Raw genomic sequence first — 21,485 nt, forward strand, 5'->3', positions numbered from 1 at the left:
AGTGGACCTATTGCAGAACCATAATTGCCTGCGGGTGTCGGGCCCCGCATGATGCGGACGTATCGGAGCGATTATGACGGGAAGGCTGTACATCTCCTCTAAGCCTTTCGGCTAGCATTCCCAACATAAAGACGGGGTAACGGCCACCGAGCCGGATACGGTAATCTCTGGTCATTGGACATATGGACCCGGGATTGCGCCATGCAAACTTTCGTCGAAAATTTCGAAAACTCGGATCGACTGCGCCAGCGCTCCCGCAACATCATACCGGGCGGTGCACATACCTATGCAAAGGGTGACGACCAGTACCCTGTCCTGTCTCCCGGCTTTATTGAACGGGGATATGGCTGTCATGTCTGGGATGTCGATGGAAATGAATATATAGAGTATGGCATGGGCAATAGGGCTGTCGGCCTAGGCCACGCCTATGCAGACGTCGTAGAGGCGGCGCGTGCGGAACTATACCGCGGCTGCAATTTCACGCGCCCGTCAAAGATCGAGGTGGATTGCGCCTCGACCTTTCTCGATACGATCCAGACGGCCGAAATGGTCAAATTTTGCAAGAACGGTTCCGATGCGACATCCGCCGCGATACGACTTGCACGGGCTGTTACCGGCCGTGACCTGATCGCGCGCTGCAGCGACCACCCCTTTTTCTCCACGGACGACTGGTTCATCGGAACAACGGAGATGAATGCGGGCATTCCTCAGGCGATCCAGGAGCTGGTCCTTGGCTTCACCTACAATGATCTGGCGAGTGCGCGTAGTCTGTTTGACCGCTTTCCAGGTCGTATCGCCGCCTTTATTTTGGAGCCGTCACGCGGTGATCCGCCTCGGGACCAGTTTCTTCACAAACTCCAGAAGCTTTGTCACGAAAACGGCGCGCTTTTTATTCTCGACGAAATGATCACCGGCTTCCGCTGGGATGCGGGTGGCGCGCAGAAGACATACGATATCGTCCCCGATCTATCCTGTTTCGGCAAGGCGCTGGGGAACGGCTTTTCGATTTCCGCACTTGCCGGCAAGCGGGAGTTCATGGAACGAGGCGGTATCGATCAAACCGATGCCCCCCGCGTCTTCCTGCTTTCGACGACGCATGGCGCGGAAACGCATGCGATGGCGGCGGCCATCGCGACCATGAAAGTTTACATGCAGGAACCCGTGGTCCCACATCTGGTCCGACAGGGAAATTCGCTGCGCGCCGCCATCAGCCAGATCGCAATTGCGCACGGACTCGATTCCTACTTCGGCATTCAGGGCCACTCCGCGTGCCTCAGCTACTTCACGCTGGACCAGACCGGAAAGCCGTCTCAGGCTTTTCGCTCGCTGTTTCTGCAGGAAACCATACGTCGCGGACTTCTCGCACCTTCTCTCGTTGTAAGCTACACGCATGAGGACGAGGATATAGCCAAAACGCTTGACGCCATCGATGGAGCGCTCGTCGTCTACCGTAAAGCGCTGGAATACGGCGTCGACAAATTCCTGACGGGACGCCCATCCGATGTCGTCTTCCGGCGTTTCAACGGCAACGCGCAGCATCACGCCAGCCATGGGTTGGTCATGGCCGACATGCCCGAATTATCGGAAAGCGTCCGAAAGCCTTAACCGGCCGGGGCACCTAGACCGTTCGCATTATCGATACAGCCGCTTTGTGCGGTGCATCGATCTCGCCTGAAAAGATACGCTCGTTGCAATCGAAAATAGATTTTGAGGGGAAATTTCATGCACGTTCTGGTCACCGGGCATCGCGGATATATCGGCTCCGTCATGGTACCCATCCTGCGCAAGGCGGGTCACGAAGTACACGGCTATGACACTGAATTCTACCATCGCTGCGCTTATGTTCCAGGCGGACCTTTGCCGCAGGTCCCCGGCGTATGCAAGGACATCCGCGATATCCAGCCTTCGGATATGGAAGGTTTCGACGCTGTCATTCATCTTGCGGCGCTGTCCAACGATCCGCTGAGCAATCTCAATCCGGAAATTACCTATGAGATCAATTACCGCGGCAGCGTTCGGGCAGCGCGAGCCGCAAAACAGGCTGGCGTCAAGCGTTTCATCTTCGCCTCGTCGTGCAGCAACTACGGCGCCGCTGGCGAGGGACTGGTCAACGAGACGGCAGAGCTGAAACCGGTATCGGCCTACGGCACGTCGAAGGTCTTGGCGGAGCGGGAGATTGCAAGCCTCGCGAGCCCCGGCTTCTCGCCGGTCTATATGCGTCCGGCTACAGCGTATGGCCTTTCGCCCATGCTGCGTTTCGATATCGTCCTAAACAACCTGACCGCTTGGGCGGTGACGGAAGGACTGATCCTCCTGAAATCCGACGGATCGCCATGGCGCCCAATCGTTCACATCGAGGATATTTCGCGCGCCTTTCTGGCTGCGCTCGAAGCGCCGACCGATGCCATACACAATCAGGCTTTCAACGTCGGACAGGATGCGCACAACTATCAGATCCGGGAGATTGCCGAAATCGTCGCTCTCACGGTGCCCGGATGCCGGCTGCAATATGCGAGCGATGCAAGCCCCGATACCCGTTCCTACCGCGTCGATTTTGGCAAGATCGCCCGTGCGCTTCCGGCGTTCAGACCGACATGGACGGCGGCCGCGGGTGCCGAGCAACTCTACCGGGCCTACAAGAGTGCCGGCCTGACAATGGCCGAATTCGAGGGACCGCACTATCAGCGGATCGGCCAGCTCCAGAAGCTGATCGGCGACAAGGATATCGACATCAACCTGCGCCGCCCCATGGCCGCGCCGCGCCAGAACGCCGATATTGCGGCATCGGTTTAAACAGGAGGCCCGGATGGGCAAGATGGAGCCCGGTGCAAAGCTGACAGGCGATGCATGGAGAGAGGCAGGTATCGGCCAGACTATTCATGATCTGGCTTCCCGCCTCTTTCCGATCTGTCGCAGCATCACCGGCAAAGGCGTGCGCGACACCATCGATATCCTTAAAGAATATATCGATATCGAGCAGCGCGCCGTCCCTAGCGGGACGCGGGTTTTCGACTGGACGGTGCCCCAGGAATGGAACGTCCGGGACGCCTATGTGAAGAACGCGGCGGGACGCAAGGTAATCGATTTTCAAATGTCGAACCTGCATCTCATGAGCTACAGCATCCCTCAACGTCGCGTGATGCCGCTGGCCGAACTGCAAGCGCATATCTACACCTTGCCGGCACAACCCGATCTCATTCCTTACAAAACAGCCTATTACACGGATGCCTGGGGCTTTTGCATGTCGCATCATGAATTCCTCAAGCTAGAGGAAGGCGACTATGAGGTCGTCATCGACACCGAAAAGGCGTCAGGCAATCTGTATTACGGCGAATATCTGCATATCGGACAAAGTACCGAAGAAGTGCTTCTCTTCGCGCATATCTGTCACCCGTCGCTCGCAAACGACAATTGTTCCGGCCTGGCATTGCTGACGTGTCTTGCTGCAGGCCTGAAAAGCAGGTCCACATATTACAGCTACAGGTTCGTCTTCGCACCCGGAACGATCGGCTCCCTGTCATGGCTTGCGCAGAACGAAGACGGGATATCGAACATTGCGCATGGTCTTGTGGTTTCGTGCATTGGTGACGGGGGCGGGCCGAACTACAAGCGCAGCCGCAGGGGAGATGCACTGATCGACCGGATCGCCGCCTGCACCCGCTGCGGAGAGGATCGTAAACATCTGGCAATCGCCGACTTCATTCCCTACGGCTATGACGAGCGCCAATTCTGTTCGCCGGGCTTCAACCTGCCGGTTGGACTATTGCAGAGAAGCGCTTTCGGAACCTTTCCCGAATATCACACCTCGGCCGACAATCTCGACTTCATCCGGCCCGAACATCTCGAGTCATCCTTTTGGATGATCATGGACATGATCGATGCTCTCGAAGACAACTGGACGCCGTTGAACCTTCGGCCCAAGGGTGAGCCACAGCTCGGAAAATACGGGCTTTTTCCTGCGATAGGCGGCCATAAGACGAATGACGACCGCACCATGGCCTTTCTATGGATACTCAACCTCGCCGATGGAACCAACTCACTACTGGATATCGCCGAAAGGTCAAAAATGCCGTTTGTCGATATTGCGAGCGCTGCCGGCAGGCTGCTCGAGGCGGGCCTTGTCTCGAACCTCGGTTTCCTGACGCGCTAGACCTTCATTGCAAAGCGGGCCAACCGAGGTCCTTTTCCGATATGACCGAGGGCGGCGCAGGCCATTCTACACCTATCGCGGGCTCGTCATACCGGATCCCTGCCGCACTTGCCTCGGCATAGGGCACCGAAATCAAATAGGACACAGCAACGTCGTCGCTGAGCGACTGGAAGCCGTGTGCAAAACCCTCGGGAATGTAGAACTGCGCGCCATTGTCGGCCGACAACACCGTGCCAACCCATTGCAGATAGGTGGGCGAGCCCCGGCGCAGATCGACGGCGACATCCCAGATCGATCCTTTGACGCAGGAAACCAGCTTTGTCTCCTGATGCGGCGGTCGCTGGAAATGCAGCCCTCGTACCGTGTGTTTCAGCTTCGATAGAGAAAGGCTGTGCTGACTGAAGTCCGATACCAGCGCGTTGCTCTCAAATTCGCGTTTGCAGAACGTCCTGGCAAAAGAGCCGCGACTGTCCCGCACAGGCACCGTATTGACGACCCAGAGCCCCTCGATTTTCGTCTTCTCAAACAGCATTCGGCGCTCCTGATGCAATCCCGTATTCAAGAAGAATTCTCCGCCATTTCAGCGGCTCCGGAATACACCCATAGGCAGCACCATACCTTGAAGGCGGGCTGGCAAATAAGTCACCCTTTCGGTTGCGGAAACCAGCCGCCGGAAGCGAATTTTAGCGGATTCCAATATAACCCTACGGCTTATGGATGACGTTTTCGAGCCGAATGCAGTATCGTCACCCACCCCGATCCATAGTATTTTTTCCAGTTAATAAAAGAATTTTCTGAAATTCACTCGAAGACAATGCGATGAAATCAGGGGGCGTCAGATGAATAATGAGGCAGTTTTTTCTGCAAGACTGAGCTCGACGCATCACGTCGGGCTTTGCCGTCTTTGCAGCTCGCCATTGGTGCATACCTTCGTCGATCTTGGAATGTCTCCGCCCTGCGAAAGCTTCGTCGCAGCTGACGCAGCCAACGACGTCGAGCCGTTTTATCCGCTCCACGCATTCGTTTGCGACGAATGCTTCCTCGTCCAGCTTCAGGAATATGTAGCGCCCGAGAATATTTTCACGGAGTACGCGTATTTCTCCTCGTTCTCGGACAGTTGGGTCGCTCATGCAAAGCGGTACTGCGACATGGTCATCGAGCGCTTCGCGCTTGGCGAATCCAGTTTCGTTGTCGAGCTTGCCAGCAACGACGGTTACCTGCTGCAACATTTCCTGACCAGCAACATCCCGATGCTGGGAATTGAACCGGCGGTCAACGTCGCAAAGGTGGCGATCGGCAAAGGTATTCCGACACTGACTGAATTTTTCAACGAGGCTCTAGCAACCGATATGGCGGCCAGAGGCCAAAAAGCCGATCTCATCATCGGCAACAATGTCCTTGCCCAGGTGCCTGATATCAACGATTTCGTCGCCGGTATGAAAGTGCTGCTCAAGCCTGAAGGCGTCATCACCCTTGAGTTCCCGCATATCGAAAAGCTAATCGCGGAAAACCAGTTCGACACCATCTATCACGAGCACTTTTCCTACTTCTCATTGCTGACCATAGAAAAAATGGCCCGCTGTCATGGGTTAAAGGTTTTCGATGTCGAAGAGATTCCCACACATGGCGGTTCGCTGCGGGTCTTTTTCTCGCACGAGGACAGCAAGTTCCCGCGTGAAGCCCGCGTGGATAGCCTCCTGGAACGGGAGCTGAATGCTGGGCTCGACAGAATAGAGACCTATACGGCCTTCTCCGAAGCCGTGCGCCAAACCAAGCGAAACCTCCTGTCTTTCCTCATCCGCCTCAAGGAAATGCGCAAATCGATCTGTGCCTATGGCGCACCGGGAAAGGGCAACACGCTGCTAAATTATTGCGGTATCGGCACCGATTTCATCGATTTTGCAGTCGATCGCAATCCTTACAAACATGGTCGCCTCACGCCGGGAATGCATATTCCGATCCGGCCCGTGAGCGAAATCCAGCGCATGAAGCCGGATTACGTTCTCATTCTCCCCTGGAACCTGAAGAATGAGATCGTTGCACAAATGAACGACATCAGGAACTGGGGCGGGAAATTCGTCGTTCCAATTCCCGACATATCCATCATTGATCCGAAGGAGTTGGTACAATGAAGGTCGTCTTGTTCTGTGGCGGCAGGGGTACTCGCATCAGGGAATATTCCGAAAGCGTCCCGAAACCGCTGATCCCGCTCGGGTCTCAACCGATCATGCGGCATGTCATGCAATATTACGCCCGTTTCGGGCATGAGGACTTCATCCTCTGCCTTGGCTACAAGGCGCACGTCATAAAAGAATTCTTTCTGAACAGCCGGCCGGAAAGCTATGCCGACTGCGTCATATCGAGCCCCGGACGCGTGGAATTGCTTGAGGAACTGCCAAGGGACTGGCGCGTATCCCTGATCGATACGGGGATATGGCGCAATATAGGCGAGCGCCTCTGGGCCGTACGTCATCATCTCAAGGGCGAGAAGATGTTCCTTGCCAATTATAGCGACGGCCTGACCGACGTCGATCTCGACGACATGATTGACCAATTCGAAAAGAGCGACAAGCTCGCCTGTTTTCTGGCTGTCAGACCGCCCCTCACTTACCACCTGGCGGAAATCGACGAGAGCGGAAGAGTCCGGGAATTTCGGTCGTCGGAAACATCCGACATGTGGATAAACGGCGGCTACTTCCTGATGCGACCAGAAATTTTCGACTACATGCGCGAGGGTGAGGAACTCGTGCTGGAACCGTTCTCGAGGTTGATTTCTGAAGATAAATTGATGGCCTACAAACATGAGGGTTTCTGGCGGTCAATGGATACGCTGCGCGACTGGCAGACGTTGGAGGCAATGGTAGAGCGTGGTGACATGCCATGGATTGGAGACGATGCCTCGATGGCACGCAAGTCGTCAAACACGAAGCTGCTGCCATGAAAAACATGTCCCTCGCTTCCGCCGGTGATCGTCTGTCGATCCTTTGTCTCGGAGCTCACTCCGACGACATTGAGATCGGCGTCGGAGGCACGGTACTCAGCCTGCTTTCAAAGGGCGTGTTGCTCGATGTCTATTGGTGCGTCCTCAGTGCCGGTAACGAGCGCGCCCTGGAGGCACGCAGTTCCGCCGAAGCTTTTCTTGCAAAAGCAGCGTCCTACTCAATTGAACTGGCATCGTTTCAGGACAGCTACTTTCCCTCGCAGAGCCGCGAGATCAAGTCATGGCTGCTGACATTGCGCGACAAAGTCAGTCCCGACGTCATATTCACGCATAGCCGCGAGGACGCGCATCAGGATCACCGCGAAATCAACAGGCTCACATCCAACATCTTCAGAAATCACCTGATCATGGAATACGAAATCCCGAAATGGGACGGCGATTTCGGCAGAAGAAACGCCTACGTGCCGTTGAGCGAAGACGCGATGAACATGAAGGTCGAGCTTCTCTTGCAGCATTTTGGAACACAGAGATCCAAGGACTGGTTCGATGCGGATACCTTTCGCGGTCTGGCGCGGCTGCGGGGAATGGAATGCCGTGCGCCTACACGTTTTGCGGAAGCCTTTACCGTCAGGAAGCTGACGTTCGCCTGAACAGGCAGAAGGCCCGTTTACGGTACGAAATCGACGTTTTGCGGAAATTAAAAGAAACCAAAAACAATACAGGGGGCATTGTCGTCATGATCCAGAACCACATCTCCGAAAACCCGCCGGAAGGCACACTGCATCCGCAGGCCGCAGCAAGTGCGGCTGGCTATATCGGCATCATAGATCGTCGCATGCTGGAGCGGGAATGCCTCGCCCATAGTCTCAACTATCAATATGCGGACAGGCGCATCCTGACCTTCTCCAATCTCGGCGAATGGCAACAGGCACGCGCGGAAATCGGCATGCCTGCTGCAGTTCTGGTCAGCGCCTGGCCCGGTCCGTCTGCAGAGACAAACCGCGATCTTGCAGAGATTGTGGCTGCCGTGTCTCCGGCCGCCGTCGTCGTGCTCTCTGACGATCAGGATATCAATACCATTCTGGATACCATCGCTCTTGGCGTGCGCGGGTACATATCGAGTTCCGTCAGCATCGACGTCTGCGTCCAGGCGATCAGTCTTGCAATCGCGGGCGGCCGTTTCATACCGGCCAGCAGCGTCATGAACATGAAAAGTCTATTCGGCCTGACTGCACACGCATCCGTTCCTCCGACGAAATTTACAAGCCGTCAATCGGCTATTGCGGAGGCCTTGCGGTGCGGAAAGGCGAATAAGGATATCGCTCTGGAGCTGAACCTTTGTGAAAGCACCATCAAGGTGCATATCCGCAATATCATGAAGAAGCTTGGAGCAACGAACCGCACGGAAGTTGCCTGCAAGATCGGCGACATGGCGTACGACCGCTAAGCACACGACATCCACTGACCGCTACCGAACGCCCCGCTTACAGCAGGAACCGTCATGATCCAGTCGTCATCATCTCCGGTTGAGCAGGAAGGTATTTCCCGCTTCATATCCATACTGCGGGAGCGGCGCAGAGCCGTCTTCATCTGCTTTCTCGCCAGTTTCGCAATCGCGGCAATCGGCTATGCGCGAACCCCCATCCGTTACAAGGCCGAGGCAACCCTTGCGCTTGATGTCCGCAAGCTTCAGGCGCTCCCCACTGAATCCGTGGTCTCTCCGCTGCCTCAGGAAAGCCCGGTGCTTCGAACCGAACTCGACATCATCGGGTCAAGGTCCATGGCGGAACGGGTTCTCGTCATCCTGCAAAAAGATCGACTGCTCGAAGGGCGGCAACCCAACTCCGACCGGGCGGACGCCGACGCGATCGTGCTTGGCAACGACGCCGAGACATCGAAAATGATCGATAACCTCATGACCAATGTTCGTGTGATGAATGATGGCCGGTCGTATACAATCTACATATCCTATTACGCCAACGATCCGGCGCTTGCTGCGAAAGTCGCCAATGCTTTCGGAGCAGCCTATATCGACTACCAGATCGACCTCCAGACAACGGCAACCCGGCGTGTCAGCGCATGGCTCGGCGAGCGGCTGGTCAGTCTTCGGACGGAACTCGAGGAGTCTGAACGCCAGGCCTCGCAATTTCGCGAAAAATCCGGATTGATAGACACTGGTGGTCTTCCGTTGCAGTCGCAGCGTCTTTCAAGTCTAAATGTCGAGCTGACAACGCTACAGGCCAAGTTGGCGGGGTCAAGGGCGCGCCTGGCCACAGCACTCGAACTGCAGAAAAGCGGTGACGGGCTCGGGATCACCGAAGTTCTGTCCTCACCATCAATCCAGCTTTTAAGGGCCGAGCAGGCAAGGGTCATCAGAGCCATTGCCCAGATCGATGAAAGCGGCGCCGTCATGAGCCCAGAGCGGCCGCAGTTATCCTCCCAGCTCAGTTCACTCAACAAGCAAATCGATTCAGAGATCGCCCAGATCATCGCTGCATTGCGCAACGAGATCGAGGTCAACGAAAAACAGCGGCAGGAAGTAGAGGCCAGCCTCAATGATGTGCAACGCGCCATTTCCACGACGGATATGGCAATGGTTCAATCCGGGCAACTTGACCGGGAAGCAGCAGCGAACCGCTCGATCTACGAGACATACCTCGCACGCTACAAGCAGACCATCGAACAGGACGGTATCGCAACTGCCGAGGCTCGGATCATATCGAGCGCCATGCCTTCCCGTAAACCGACCAGTCCTGACGAGCGTCTGTGGGCAGTGGTCGCGCTTCTTCTCGGTTGCAGCACCGGTTTAGCGGCAGCTTTTATCCTGAACTTTACGGACCGGTCCGTTGGCTCCATCACGTCTCTTCAACAGAAAACCGGACTGAACGTCATTGGGAGCATTCCACGCATTTCCTTCAGAGAGCTCCAGAACACGCCCGGAAAATTCAGCAGCGGCGCGGCGGATTTCTACAGCGCGTTTGCCGACCTTCAGACCCACATACAGTTGGCCGAGAGCAAGGCGAAAGTGATAGCCTTCACCTCTTCGGCCGATGGGGAAGGCAAGACGTTCGTGATCGCCAATCTTGCCAGATCTCTTGCGATGAGCGGCGTTAATCTGCTGCTGATCGATGCCAATCTGCGGAACCCGGCTCTCGGGAGGGAATTCGATGTGGGATCGACGTTGCATATTGGCCAGGCGGTCAGCCGTGAGGTGTCTCTGGACGACATCATCCAACGCGATCAGGCCTCCGGGGTCGACATCATCGTCGCCGAGAAAAGCGACCTGCCGCCAAATCTTGTTCTTGGAAGCAAGCGCTTCGCCGGCCTGATTGCAGAGGCGAGACAGCGATACGAACTGGTATTGATCGAGGCCCCATCCGTTGCCCATGACCTAGACCTGTTGCGGATCGCCACCCTGTCGGATGCCGTATCATTCGTGGTCCGGCAGGACGTCGCAGATGGCACGGGCATGAAAAATGCCGTCATCAAACTGCGGGTCGCGGGCCGGCCGATCACAGGCATCATCCTCAACGGAATCCGACGCCCGAAAAAGCGCCATCCCCCAGTCTGGCCGAGGATTTTCCGGGACTGGAATACTCATTTCAAGCTGCGGAAACGGGCGACCAGTCTGCGCCCCCCGGCTGTCGTCCATAGCGAGAGGTGAAACATGCGCTTCGTGACAAGGTCCAAGGGCTTTTCCTTGATGATGGCCAGCACCACCTTTCTGTCTCTCGCCGTTTGCCAATTACCGGCCGCCGCAGATGGCACGAACTACAAGGTGGCTACCGGCGACGTCTTGACGATCTCCGTCTATGGCGACCCGGGCCTGACCGGCCTCTTCCCCGTCAGTGCAGATGGAACGATCGGTTATCCGCTTCTTGGCAACGTCAACGTGGTCGACCAGACAGTGAACGAAATCGGTGCGCGGATCAGCCGCGATCTGGCAAGCCATGTGGCAAACCGCTCCGTTGCCGTTGCGGTCAAGGAATATGCTCCGATCTTCGTTGTCGGCGACGTCCAGAAGCCGGGAAAATATGAATACCGTCCCGGCATGATCGTGCTTGAACTCTTCGCACTCGGCGGCGGATTGCGCGAGTCGAATGCACAGAGGGATACCTCGGGCATACAGTTGATCTCTGCCCAACAGGAATATGAAGACATGTCGATGCAACTCCTGTCGCAGGATATCCGGCGCGTCCGACTGGAAGCGGAACTCAACGACACCGAATTTGAATATAAGGGCGACGAAATCGGACTCGTCCGGGATCGCACCGCACTGGAGAAGATCGTAGAATCTGAAAAAAGTCTGTTTCGCCTTCGCCTCTCGGCGCAGCAAGACGAAAAGACCAACCTCGAGGTCCAACGACAGAACTTCATTCAGGAAATAGACACGCTCCAGAAAAGCAACGTCATGCGCACCCAGCAACTAGAGTTGCTCGACATGGACGTCAACGCCTCGAAGGAGCTTGTCACGCGCGGTGCAGCCTCAGAATCAGCACTGAGAGAGCGTAAGCGCGAACTGCTATCCATGAACCAGCAGGTGCTGGAATCGACATCGTTTCTGGCGCGCGCGCAACAAAACAAAAGCGAAGTAGAGCGGCGTATTCTGGAGCTGAAAAGCAAAAGGCACAATGACGCCGCGACCGAATTGCGGGAAACCTCCCTGGACATCATGCGTTTGAAGAAAAAGCTGGCCTTCAGCCTTCAATCCATGGCCGAGATCGGCTCGACGGCGCGGCGGGTTTCCAGCCTCGAGGACATGATCCAGACCAAATTTTTCATCGTGCGTCAGGTTGCAGGTACATACCGCGAAACAGCTGCGGACGAGCATACGCAGGTCCGGGCGGGAGACGTTGTGCGCGTCCGCCTGTCGGTATCCGGCAGAGACCCTGTTTCAGCGGCAGTCGTCACAGGAAGCGTCAACTAAGAGAGACGAGCGTCTCCGACGCCCCTGCTTGAGCGGCCCTGAAAGCAGCTACCGCTTTTGGAGAGCTATAGCGCCATGTCGCAATTTGCTATCCTCAATAGTGCCCTCCAGCAGTCTCGTAGGACCAGCACCAATCAAAAGAGTTTGCCGGCGTTCCGATCGGTAGGATCTCGATTTCCTCCACAGAATAGAAACGACCGGTACCACTGCCAGGGAGACGGAGATGGAATCTGCGAACGTTCCGGTCGGTTATCATATGGTCAGGCAGCGTGCCGTCATCATCGTGAACGGCGAGAAAGGGCTGCAGCCCGTCAATGTGACACAGGATGCACTGAACGACATCCAGTCCCCACCGCGGTGCGATGCGCAACGTCTGGCGCAATTCGTCGACGTGTTTGCAACGATAGCGGCATCCAAAATCGAGAAGGGAATGTTCGCGTTCGATGGACGGATTTGGATCACAGCGACCGACGTGCATGCCTGGCTCAATTTGGCGGCGGAAAACGGGGCCGCCAAGTAACGTCTCTCAAACTCTAACGCTTTTGTCCCTATACTTTTACCCCAAGCGCGAAAATTCGGCGCACAGCACATGGATGGATGCGAACCCTACCGCTTATAGCTAGATTGAACCGAAACGATAAAAGCGGTTTGTAAGAGTAACCCGTCGCCCCCTGATACTTTGGCGGGTCCCTGGCAACCGGGGTTACCCGGTAACTGGGAGGGCTCGCTCGTTCAACCGGGCGAGCCTATTTGCGTTCGGCACAAACCGTCACCAGCGCCGCGCAAATCTTGTTGCGCCGACGGGTTGAGATTGAAATTTGCAAGAATATTACCCTCGTCAAACTGGAACCACAGATCGCTCGCCACTCATGGAGTAACGAACGATCCGTCGGTCCCCTCGCCTGAAATGAAAACCGTCGAGCCTTGATCTCAATGGCCAGTGGCATCGTATTGCCTTGATTGATTGAGCCATATTCGCCACTTTCCGGCAGCTCGTCAATTCACCGCAGATACGTCATTAGAGGTACCTTGCCGGGATTTTCGGGGAATAGACTCCGGTTCAATCAGGTGTCAGCCTTGCAGCATTGGAGGACGATTTAACGGTGCCGGCCTTTGGCCCCTCGTTTCCCACTGCAAAACCGCTCCATGTAGAGCCGACATTTACCCAGCTGTTCTGCGGATGCATCGTCACGAAGCCCGCACTTTGAACGGGCCCTGGCGTTCCTCGGGTAAAATGATTGTCGTAGAGCACCGTGTTGATCCGCCTTGAGCGTTCGGCCGGTCCGGCCTTGAAGCTGCCGTCGTGCGTCCACATGAGTTTGTAGGCATCTACGAAGCCGTAACGGACGTTGGCGAAGGTATTTCCATCGAAGACCGTCCCATTATAGTCGGCGCCGGGATGGTTCCAGGTTTCATATTCGACGCCGATATAGGCGATATCCGTGAACCTGTTCCTGCGATAAATATTCCCCAGACCGCCCCAGATGCCGGGAACGCCGGAATCCGCGAATGTCGTGCCGACATAGAGGCCGCTGTTGCTGCGTGTAACACTGTTGTTGGAATATTGCAGGAAATACGGGCTGAGTCCCCGCGTCGAGTCCAGCGCAACCGTCATCATGCCATGTCGCATCTGAGAGATGCGGTTGCTGTCGACCACCACGTCATAGACGTTGCCGTAGAGAAGAACGCCGGTGGAATCGGAATCATGCTCCGCATAGCTTGCCCTGCCATCGAACACATTATCGTATATCACGGCTCTCGATGCGGTCGCTGCCAGAGCAAAACGGCTCGTTCGATCCGGCACGACATTCCAGGGTTGCTCGAGCAGAACGACAGATCCGTCCGTCGACGCGATGTGACGGTGTTGCCCGGCCCCTCGCCCGCCAACGATGACGAGATCGAAGCCGCCCGGCTTGGCATCCCCCAGATCCGACAGGGATTTGAAGGTAACCGAGTTCGAGGAAGCGCGGACGAAATCGTTTTTAAGCTTGCTCCCGACGATCTCGAAGCAGATCTGTTCGCCCTTGTTGCAATCGACCTTGGTGCAGTCGTGGGGCGCGGCGTTTCGCGAGATGTTTTTCTCAAAATAGAGGTTTCGCATGCTCCCGAAATGCGCCTGGCCAACAAAAAAACGTCCTATGCCATGACCGTCGTCGCGGCTTTCATCCGCATTTGTCAGCTCGTTGTCCATCATGGCGAAATCGCGCCCACCCCATAGCGCGACGACGGATTCGCCGTAACCCGTCATCCGAAACCGATTGTTGGAGAAAAACACCTGCCGGCTCGCGCCGTAAAAGGATCCGTTCTCGATCAGCTCGGACGCATGCACAAAAAGACCTACGGTGTCCTGGGCATCGAACGCCGGCACGCCCCAGGCGTCGATACGTACGGAATCCAGCCGTGTGTTTTTGGTGTTGCGCAAAGCAAGAAGAGGTTTACCTGCAATGTTGCGGTTGGCATTGAGGGTCAGGTTTCCGAACCGGGTGTCGTCGCCATTAACGACAACCATGCTCTGATCAATCCCGTGGTTCAGCCTGATCTCCGTTTTGTTCACCCCTTCCCCGAACCACGCCACATTGGCGGGCGCAATCAAAGGCTTTGTCACGAGATAAATCCCGGCGGGGAAATACAAAACCGATGGCGCCGTTGCGGCCGCGGCGTCGAGCGCGCGCAAGATGGCTGCGGTGTCGTCGGTCATGCCATCGCCCGCTGCCCCGAATTGCCTGGCATCGATGCGCTTTTTATCCTGCGCCGCCCATGGCGATTGCGACAGGACCTCAAGCGTCAGCGGACCGCTCCAGCCGAAGCGGCCGCCATGGGTATTGTGAACCCAGACTTCATAGTTACCCGGTGGCAGAGCCGGCACCTCGAAATCGACCTTGAAGGGGTTGACGGAGATTGCCGGAACATACGAGCCGGCAACAGCGACCGGCTTGATATAGAGATAGGATTGGCTGGTCCCGTTGGACCGCGAAAGGTTGCGTCCATAGACCGAGACGATGGCTCCCGGCGCTGCGGCATCGGGCCCGATCCACCAGCTTTCCGTGCGATTGATTGCGAAGCTGCGCCCTTGAACAGTGCTACCCTGGGGCCTGATCAGGTAGGTGGACCATGAAGGAAGCGTGGCTGGCAGCAGCAGCGTCGCCGCCGTCGCGTCAGCCGTCAGCGACGCCAACGGTGTCACCACGCCCTCCGCGGCACCGGGGTGTTGCGAAAAGACTTCGAAACCCGTTCGTCCATCGAGATCGACACCGGTCATCGAGACAACCTCGCCAGGGCCCGCCGTTCTCGAAATTTCCGCGATTGCCGGCCCCTTGCCGCCTACCCCTGTCCACGGCGGATTGAAGGCATCCGCATCATCCGGCAATCGTGGTTCTGGAACAGGTATCGGGAAACCGAACTGCCGTGGATCAGGTTGGCTGGCTTGCTCTTGCCCTCCCCGCACCGCAGGCTGCCCGGCAGACGAGAGACCCGAAAATGCGAGCACAAGGGCGGCAAGCAAAATCGATAATATCAGGGCATTTGGCGATCTCATCTTGCCGCTTGTCGTAACATATCCGATTGCAGCGACTTCGGTTGTCGCCACCACTCATACAAATCCTGAATTCCGTATCTGAGCTCGACCGTCGAGTTCCAGCCAAGCGCGTTGAGCCGCGAGCAATCGAGCAGCTTTCTGGGGGCTCCATCCGGTTTGCTGGTGTCAAAAACGATCTGCCCATCGTAGCCGACGATGCCTGCAATCAGATGGGCGAGATTGCGGATGGATATCTCCCGCCCCGAGCCGATATTGATCAGCGGAAAATGCGCCGATGATTTCATGAGGAAGCAACAGGCATCCGCCAGATCGTCCACATGGAGAAACTCCCGCAGAGGACTGCCGGTGCCCCATAGAACAATCTTGTTCTGGCCGCTGATTTTCGCTTCATGCATTCTCCTGATCATCGCAGGAATGACGTGTGAGCTTTGCGGATCGAAATTGTCGTTCAGCCCGTAAATATTGGTCGGCATGACGGAGACGCAATTCAGGCCGTACTGACTGGAGTAGAATTGGGAAAGCTTGAGCGCCGCGATCTTCGCAATCGCGTAGGCCTCGTTGGTAGGCTCCAAAGGGCCTGTCAAAAGGGCATTTTCCGTGATCGGCTGCGCTGCGAATTTCGGGTAGATGCAGCTAGATCCCATCCAGAGAAGCTTTTCAACACCGATATCGGCAGCCGATTTCATGATATTCATCGAAATTAGCGTATTGGTGTAAAGAAAGTCCGCCGGATAGGCCGCATTTGCTGCGATGCCTCCAACCTTGGCGGCAGCGACAAAAATGACCTCAGGTCTTGCCGCCGCCATCCATTGCTCCGTCTCGTACTGTCGGGTCAGATCGAGCTCGCTGCGAGAGACTTTGAGAATTTCGCAATTTTCGCGCTGGAGACGTCGCACGAGTGCCGAGCCGACCATTCCGGTATGGCCGGCAACCCAGACGCGCTTGCCATTCAAGCTGAACGGGATTTCTTGCGATTTATGCGACGAATTCATTTCTTCCCTCTTCCAACATCACGAGGCGAAGATCCGCTTCGACCATTTCCTGAACGAGGTCGCAAAAGGAAGTCGAGTGGCTCCAGTTGAGTTTCCTGCGCGCCTTGCTGGGGTCGCCGAGAAGAAAATCCACTTCCGCGGGACGAAAATATCTGGGATCGATTTCGATGATCGTATTGCCGGTTTTGGCGTCGTATCCCACTTCGTCACTGCCATCGCCGTTCCACTCGATGGTCTTGCCGACCACGCCGAAAGCAAGCTCGACGAATTCCCGCACCGTATGTGCCTCGCCGGTTGCGAGCACATAGTCCTCGGGTATTTCCTGCTGCACGATACGCCACATGCCTTCAACATAATCGCGCGCATGCCCCCAGTCCCTCTTTGCGTCGAGATTACCAAGACGCAGCTTGCTCACGAGACCGCGTTCGATGGCGGCAACGCCGCGCGTGATTTTCCGCGTGACGAATGTCTCCCCGCGAATGGGGCTCTCATGGTTGAAGAGAATGCCGTTGGATGCGTGAAAGCCGTAACTTTCCCGGTAATTGACCGTCATCCAGTATGCGTAGAGTTTTGCCGCAGCATAGGGGCTTCTCGGATAGAACGGCGTACCCTCGTGCTGAGCAACAGTGCCCATCCCCCCGAACAGCTCCGACGTGGATGCCTGATAAAACCGGCAACGGTCGCCGAGGTTCAGAATGCGCATGGCTTCCAGCAGCCTCAGCGTGCCAAGCGCATCCGCATTTGCCGTATATTCCGGCGTCTCGAAGCTGACCTGGACATGGCTTTGGGCGCCGAGATTATAGATCTCGTCGGGCTGGACCTCCTGAATGACCCGGCACAGGTTCGTGGCGTCCGTCAGGTCACCGAAGTGAAGACGAAAGCGAAGGTTTTCCTCGAAGGGATCTTGATAAAGATGATCGATCCGGCCGGTGTTGAATGAGGAAGACCGCCTTTTCAGGCCGTGCACGATATATCCCTTGGCAAGCAGCAATTCACTGAGATAAGCGCCGTCCTGCCCGGTTACGCCGATAATCAAGGCTCTCTTGTCTACCATCCACCACATCTCCCAGCGGTTCCGGCCCCGGATGGCGCCTCCTTGAAAGGTATAACGAGGCCTTGCGCATCGGCAGCATACCAAAAGGGAGAGGACGGCCGGTCAGAACCGGCTGATTAACCGTCCACCACGTCGACATCTGCCTTTAAGAGGAGGCAGGGTGGGTATCCCCGCTTCCGACTTAAGCCTTTTGGTCGAGTTGCAGGTCACGCAGGCCGTGCCAGACTTCAAAAATACAACGCCGGGTCGCGCACGATCTTTACGATAACAGGGAGCGCGAGACGACATCATCTACGGTTCATGGAGGCGGATTGGATGGGTACGTTCGCGACGACTTACGAAAAAATGCAGAACTTCAACTGGCTGACGCGCTTTCTGCATGCAGGCCGCTATCGAAAGCTGCTTGAGGTCCTCGAAACAGTGCAGAAGGACGTCGGCAATCGGAAGGTCAGAATACTGGATATCGGCTGCGGCCCCGGAACCGCGGTCGGACATATTCTGGAAAAATTCGACGTTGATTACGTCGGTATCGACTACGATCCAATCTTCATCGAGGCCGCGCGCAATCGCTACAGCAACTACGAAAACTGCCGTTTCATCGTCGGCGACGCCACCGACGGGAGCCTTTACAAAACGATCGAGGCCGACATCGTCATCGCGCTGGAAACGCTTGAACATATCCACCTCAACCGCACCGTCCGTGTCATTGAGCACGTCTGCGCGATCGTTCGTCCCCGCATTTTCCTGGTTACGGTACCCGTCGAAGTAGGGCCAGCCGTATGGATCAAGAACTGGGGTTCGGCCCTCATGGGCTACAATCGGCAATCCGGCAATCTGAAAGAGACTTTTTGGGCAGGCTTATACCGGCTGGACCGCGTGCCCGCTCACCATACGTCACATCAGGGCTTCGACTGGCGGTGTCTGGCGCAGCTTATCCGCGTCAACGCGCCCCTGCGCGAAATCCGCAGCCTGCCGTTTTCTTTTGTTCCACGCTTGCTCAGTCCGAACGTCGCGCTGATCGCCGAACCGGTAAAATCGAGGATCGATCTGGCAAACGATGACCCCGAAGCATGGAAGATCAACCATGGCCAGACAACCTGGAACCAACAGCATATTGTCGACGGTGCCGTTGCAACCGATGCTGCGCGCCACGCCAAGTCCTCGTCAACATGGTCGATGCGCCTCAAGGGATTGCTGGGAATGGCCCTCGCCACCATGCCATTTGCCTGGCATCGCTGGTCTTACATTTCCATTTCCCCAGGCGAACTGCATTCATCGCATTTCCTGCTGACGATCGACAAACACTTGCTGCGGCCTCATCAACCGATGGAGGGCGACATTATCGTCCTTGCGGGGCAAGCCATTGTTCAACGCATTTCTGAAGCCAGCTATCTGCTGATCTAGGATAAGGACTTGTCAGCCGCAGCGAGCGCAGAGAAGACGAAAGTCGGACATGGATCGTTCCGGGTTACGGACATCCACAGGGGGGCCGACAACTCCCGTCAAACCCGATATCGCAGGGCCTCCAAAACCCTGACGAACGCCGGTGATGCCTGGCGACGGCTGGGGTAATAGAGGTAATATCCGTCCCAGGGCGGGGAATATTTCTGCAGCACGCGAACCAGCCGGCCGTCTGCGACATAAGGAAGGATCATTTCCTCCGGGATGTAGGCAAGCCCGAAGCCGTCAAGCGCGGCTTCCAGCGAATTGAAACTGTTGTTGAAGGCGAGCTGACCATCGACCTTGATCTTGATCTCGCGGCCCTTGTCCTCGAACTCCCATACATAAAGGCCGCCGGCACTCGGCAGCCGGAAGTTGATGCAATCATGGCCGACCAGGTCCTTGGGATGCCTGGGGTGTGGTCGGTTCTTGAAGTAGGCGGGCGATCCGACGACAGCGAGACAAAAGTCGGGACCGATCCTTGCGGAGATCATGTCTTTCGCGAGATGTTCACCCATACGCACCCCCGCATCATAACGCTCCGTCACGATGTCGGTCAGTCCGTTATCGAGGATCAGCTCGACCTTGATGTCGGGATATTGAGGCAAAAATTTCCTGAGTTTGGGCCAGAGGACATAGGTGATCGCGTACTCGGCGGCGACGATACGGATCGTTCCCGCCGGTTTTTCCCTCAGTTCGTTCAACGCATCGACATGCGCTTCGATCTCGTCGAAATGTGGACCGATCCCGTTTAGCAGCCGCTCGCCCGCCTCCGTCGGCGAAACCGCTCTGGTCGTCCGCATCAGGAGACGCACGCCCAACCTGGCTTCAAGCTGGCGGAGTGTGTGGCTCAATGCTGACTGCGATACGCCCAGCTTCGCCGCCGCCCGGGTAAAGCTCTGTTCTCGGGCAACAGCAATGAAAGCTGCAAGATCGTTGACGGTATCGCGTGCCATTCATGAGCCTCCTGCATCCAGACCTGTTGATTATGGCATAATGCTCATGCCGCACTAACAGAAAAAGAGCCCGCTTCGGGCGGGCTCCTGAGCTGTTACGTCACTGCCGAACGTATCAAGCCGACAGGTGCTGCTCAAAGAAGCTGGCGAGCTTGGTGAAGGGGATCACATCCATCTTGTCATAGAGGTCCGTATGGCTGGCGCCGGGAATGACATGGAGTTCCTTCGGTTCGGCCGCCGCCGCATACGCGGTCTCTGCGAAATAGAGAGAATGGGCCTTCTCGCCATGAATGAATAGAACCGGGCGCGGCGAAATTTCCGCGATGTAGCTCAGGATCGGCATGTTCATGAACGAAATTGGCGTTGTCTGCGACCAGGCGTTACGGGAGTTGACCGCCCGCTTATGATAACCGCGTGGTGTCGAGTAGTAGTCGTGATAATCGACCATGAACTGCGGCGCGTCGGGTCCGACTTCCGCGTTGTAGGCTGCCTGATAGGCAGGTGTACCCTTTTCCGCATCGACCCACCGCTGGCGGCTCAACTGTTCCAGGGTCGCCGTGCGCTGCTCCAGCGTGACGCTGTCGTTGTAGCCCTTGGACATGACGCGGGTCATATCGTACATGGTGCTGGCAACCACGGCCTTCACACGCTTGTCCGAGGCTACGGCATTGAGCGCCATGCCACCCCAGCCGCAGACACCGATGACGCCGATCCGTTCGCGATCGACTTCGGGACGCAGGCCGATGTAGTCCACAGCCGCGCTGAAATCCTCGGTGTTGATGTCGGGAGACGCGATATTGCGCGGTTCGCCGCCGCTCTCACCTGTATAGGAAGGATCGAATGCCAGAGTGACGAAACCGCGTTCGGCCATCGTCTGTGCGTAAAGGCCGGACGATTGTTCCTTGACCGCGCCAAACGGTCCGCTCACCACGATTGCGGGGTTTCCGACGCTGTTGCGGGTTTTGGGCATGTAGAGGTCGGCCGCCAGGGTGATGCCATAACGGTTTTTGAACGAGACCTTCTGGTGATCGACCTTCTCGCTCTTCGGAAAAACCTTGTCCCAGTCCTGCGTCATCTTCAATGTTTGCGCCTCTGCCTTCGATACCGCCATCACTGACACCGCGCCAATCGCGGCGATGCCGACACCTGTAATCTTGAGAAGGCCACGGCGGCCCATGTCCAGGCCCTCTCCCGTAGAAGCGTTTTCGTTCTGATTGCTCACTTCACTCTCCATTGTCGTTGCCGTGACGAGCGGCCGGTGGGCTGCTTTGAGGGGTGATGCAGCAGCGTCGTTCAAAAGATAGATCGGAGATTGTCGCGAGATTAGAGCGCGGCGAAGGCATGCCGTCATGAGCGATATTCATGAATGAACCGAGCCCCTGCATCGACGTGGATAATACGCAAGCAGGCCGGGCGCGGCTAAACAAGACCTTTTGATGAGCATCGTTCATGACTGCATCCCGTGACAGGCGGCTTATTGCAAGATGCTT

General features: G+C 56.5%; 18 protein-coding genes. 11 read left to right on the forward strand and 7 right to left on the reverse strand.

Features of this window, described 5'->3' with window-relative positions:
* Positions 1–201: 201 nt before the first annotated feature.
* The 3 genes from GH784_RS05705 to GH784_RS05715 all read left to right on the forward strand — a co-directional run bounded on the left by GH784_RS05705 (position 202) and on the right by GH784_RS05715 (position 4,150).
* A complete protein-coding gene (locus GH784_RS05705; protein WP_153793263.1) occupies positions 202–1,605 on the forward strand; it encodes a glutamate-1-semialdehyde 2,1-aminomutase in 1,404 nt (467 codons plus the stop codon).
* Between the two features lie 117 nt (positions 1,606–1,722).
* Positions 1,723–2,793 (forward strand): NAD-dependent epimerase/dehydratase family protein, encoded by a 1,071-nt coding sequence (locus tag GH784_RS05710; protein ID WP_080800974.1) that lies wholly within the window; start codon positions 1,723–1,725, stop codon positions 2,791–2,793.
* Between the two features lie 13 nt (positions 2,794–2,806).
* Positions 2,807–4,150 (forward strand): DUF4910 domain-containing protein, encoded by a 1,344-nt coding sequence (locus GH784_RS05715; protein ID WP_080800977.1) that lies wholly within the window; start codon positions 2,807–2,809, stop codon positions 4,148–4,150.
* 4 nt (positions 4,151–4,154) lie between these two features.
* On the opposite strand, the gene rfbC is transcribed toward GH784_RS05715, so the two are convergent.
* On the reverse strand, positions 4,155–4,682 hold the full coding sequence (gene rfbC, locus GH784_RS05720) for a dTDP-4-dehydrorhamnose 3,5-epimerase (RefSeq protein ID WP_019566369.1): 528 nt from the start codon (positions 4,680–4,682) through the stop codon (positions 4,155–4,157).
* A gap of 307 nt (positions 4,683–4,989) precedes the next feature.
* Here rfbC and GH784_RS05725 point away from each other — a divergent pair, with 307 nt between their 5' ends.
* The 7 genes from GH784_RS05725 (at position 4,990) to GH784_RS05755 (ending at position 12,538) form a co-directional block, all read left to right on the forward strand.
* Positions 4,990–6,282 carry a class I SAM-dependent methyltransferase gene (locus tag GH784_RS05725; protein ID WP_153793264.1) on the forward strand — a complete coding sequence of 431 codons (1,293 nt, stop codon included), beginning with the start codon at positions 4,990–4,992 and terminating at the stop codon, positions 6,280–6,282.
* Complete coding sequence (locus tag GH784_RS05730) at positions 6,279–7,091, forward strand: glucose-1-phosphate cytidylyltransferase (RefSeq protein ID WP_013761295.1); 813 nt, start codon at positions 6,279–6,281, stop codon at positions 7,089–7,091. The genes GH784_RS05725 and GH784_RS05730 overlap by 4 nt, the downstream gene beginning before the upstream one ends.
* Positions 7,088–7,741: a PIG-L deacetylase family protein gene (locus GH784_RS05735; protein ID WP_026330955.1), complete on the forward strand. Its 654-nt coding sequence runs from the start codon at positions 7,088–7,090 to the stop codon at positions 7,739–7,741. Before GH784_RS05730 ends, GH784_RS05735 begins: the two co-directional genes overlap by 4 nt.
* An 86-nt stretch (positions 7,742–7,827) precedes the next feature.
* Complete coding sequence (locus GH784_RS05740) at positions 7,828–8,538, forward strand: response regulator transcription factor (RefSeq protein WP_065663168.1); 711 nt, start codon at positions 7,828–7,830, stop codon at positions 8,536–8,538.
* A gap of 54 nt (positions 8,539–8,592) precedes the next feature.
* Positions 8,593–10,755, forward strand: a complete 2,163-nt coding sequence (locus GH784_RS05745; RefSeq protein ID WP_111804126.1) for a GumC family protein — start codon at positions 8,593–8,595, stop codon at positions 10,753–10,755.
* Between the two features lie 3 nt (positions 10,756–10,758).
* Positions 10,759–12,018, forward strand: a complete 1,260-nt coding sequence (locus GH784_RS05750) for a polysaccharide biosynthesis/export family protein (RefSeq protein WP_111802961.1) — start codon at positions 10,759–10,761, stop codon at positions 12,016–12,018.
* 223 nt (positions 12,019–12,241) lie between these two features.
* The gene (locus GH784_RS05755) at positions 12,242–12,538 is read left to right on the forward strand and encodes a hypothetical protein (RefSeq protein ID WP_065663102.1); all 297 of its coding nucleotides are present in this window, start codon (positions 12,242–12,244) and stop codon (positions 12,536–12,538) included.
* Positions 12,539–13,078: 540 nt separating this feature from the next.
* Here the strand turns inward: GH784_RS05755 and GH784_RS05760 are convergent.
* From GH784_RS05760 to gmd, 3 genes are read right to left on the reverse strand one after another with little or no spacing between them, the layout of a single operon-like run.
* The gene (locus tag GH784_RS05760; RefSeq protein WP_323131465.1) at positions 13,079–15,607 is read right to left on the reverse strand and encodes a glycoside hydrolase family 28 protein; all 2,529 of its coding nucleotides are present in this window, start codon (positions 15,605–15,607) and stop codon (positions 13,079–13,081) included.
* On the reverse strand, positions 15,550–16,545 hold the full coding sequence (locus GH784_RS05765; protein ID WP_153793266.1) for a GDP-L-fucose synthase family protein: 996 nt from the start codon (positions 16,543–16,545) through the stop codon (positions 15,550–15,552). Before GH784_RS05765 ends, GH784_RS05760 begins: the two co-directional genes overlap by 58 nt.
* Complete coding sequence (gene gmd / locus GH784_RS05770) at positions 16,529–17,599, reverse strand: GDP-mannose 4,6-dehydratase (protein WP_153793267.1); 1,071 nt, start codon at positions 17,597–17,599, stop codon at positions 16,529–16,531. The genes GH784_RS05765 and gmd overlap by 17 nt, the downstream gene beginning before the upstream one ends.
* Positions 17,600–17,914: 315 nt before the next feature.
* Between gmd and GH784_RS05775 the strand changes: the two genes are divergently transcribed.
* Positions 17,915–19,003, forward strand: coding sequence for a class I SAM-dependent methyltransferase (locus GH784_RS05775; RefSeq protein ID WP_153793268.1), 1,089 nt, complete (start codon positions 17,915–17,917; stop codon positions 19,001–19,003).
* A 98-nt stretch (positions 19,004–19,101) separates the two neighbouring features.
* On the opposite strand, the gene GH784_RS05780 is transcribed toward GH784_RS05775, so the two are convergent.
* From GH784_RS05780 to GH784_RS05790, 3 genes are all read right to left on the reverse strand, one after another.
* Positions 19,102–19,995: a LysR family transcriptional regulator gene (locus GH784_RS05780; RefSeq protein ID WP_013761305.1), complete on the reverse strand. Its 894-nt coding sequence runs from the start codon at positions 19,993–19,995 to the stop codon at positions 19,102–19,104.
* Between the two features lie 115 nt (positions 19,996–20,110).
* Positions 20,111–21,172, reverse strand: coding sequence for an alpha/beta hydrolase (locus GH784_RS05785; protein ID WP_112513619.1), 1,062 nt, complete (start codon positions 21,170–21,172; stop codon positions 20,111–20,113).
* A gap of 46 nt (positions 21,173–21,218) precedes the next feature.
* Positions 21,219–21,446, reverse strand: coding sequence for a hypothetical protein (locus tag GH784_RS05790; protein ID WP_141682332.1), 228 nt, complete (start codon positions 21,444–21,446; stop codon positions 21,219–21,221).
* Positions 21,447–21,485 lie beyond the last annotated feature (39 nt).

This window comes from Agrobacterium tumefaciens, assembly GCF_009649785.1.
GTDB lineage: Bacteria > Pseudomonadota > Alphaproteobacteria > Rhizobiales > Rhizobiaceae > Agrobacterium > Agrobacterium tumefaciens.

What these genes read in the sequence shown, in the direction of transcription:
- GH784_RS05705 (WP_153793263.1), top strand. Translation starts at nt 202, where the DNA reads ATGCAAACTTTCGTCGAAAATTTCGAAAACTCGGATCGACTGCGCCAG.
- GH784_RS05710 (WP_080800974.1), top strand. Translation starts at nt 1,723, where the DNA reads ATGCACGTTCTGGTCACCGGGCATCGCGGATATATCGGCTCCGTCATG.
- GH784_RS05715 (WP_080800977.1), top strand. Translation starts at nt 2,807, where the DNA reads ATGGGCAAGATGGAGCCCGGTGCAAAGCTGACAGGCGATGCATGGAGA.
- rfbC (WP_019566369.1), bottom strand. Translation starts at nt 4,682, where the DNA reads ATGCTGTTTGAGAAGACGAAAATCGAGGGGCTCTGGGTCGTCAATACG.
- GH784_RS05725 (WP_153793264.1), top strand. Translation starts at nt 4,990, where the DNA reads ATGAATAATGAGGCAGTTTTTTCTGCAAGACTGAGCTCGACGCATCAC.
- GH784_RS05730 (WP_013761295.1), top strand. Translation starts at nt 6,279, where the DNA reads ATGAAGGTCGTCTTGTTCTGTGGCGGCAGGGGTACTCGCATCAGGGAA.
- GH784_RS05735 (WP_026330955.1), top strand. Translation starts at nt 7,088, where the DNA reads ATGAAAAACATGTCCCTCGCTTCCGCCGGTGATCGTCTGTCGATCCTT.
- GH784_RS05740 (WP_065663168.1), top strand. Translation starts at nt 7,828, where the DNA reads ATGATCCAGAACCACATCTCCGAAAACCCGCCGGAAGGCACACTGCAT.
- GH784_RS05745 (WP_111804126.1), top strand. Translation starts at nt 8,593, where the DNA reads ATGATCCAGTCGTCATCATCTCCGGTTGAGCAGGAAGGTATTTCCCGC.
- GH784_RS05750 (WP_111802961.1), top strand. Translation starts at nt 10,759, where the DNA reads ATGCGCTTCGTGACAAGGTCCAAGGGCTTTTCCTTGATGATGGCCAGC.
- GH784_RS05755 (WP_065663102.1), top strand. Translation starts at nt 12,242, where the DNA reads ATGGAATCTGCGAACGTTCCGGTCGGTTATCATATGGTCAGGCAGCGT.
- GH784_RS05765 (WP_153793266.1), bottom strand. Translation starts at nt 16,545, where the DNA reads ATGAATTCGTCGCATAAATCGCAAGAAATCCCGTTCAGCTTGAATGGC.
- gmd (WP_153793267.1), bottom strand. Translation starts at nt 17,599, where the DNA reads ATGGTAGACAAGAGAGCCTTGATTATCGGCGTAACCGGGCAGGACGGC.
- GH784_RS05775 (WP_153793268.1), top strand. Translation starts at nt 17,915, where the DNA reads ATGGGTACGTTCGCGACGACTTACGAAAAAATGCAGAACTTCAACTGG.
- GH784_RS05780 (WP_013761305.1), bottom strand. Translation starts at nt 19,995, where the DNA reads ATGGCACGCGATACCGTCAACGATCTTGCAGCTTTCATTGCTGTTGCC.
- GH784_RS05785 (WP_112513619.1), bottom strand. Translation starts at nt 21,172, where the DNA reads ATGGGCCGCCGTGGCCTTCTCAAGATTACAGGTGTCGGCATCGCCGCG.
- GH784_RS05790 (WP_141682332.1), bottom strand. Translation starts at nt 21,446, where the DNA reads ATGAACGATGCTCATCAAAAGGTCTTGTTTAGCCGCGCCCGGCCTGCT.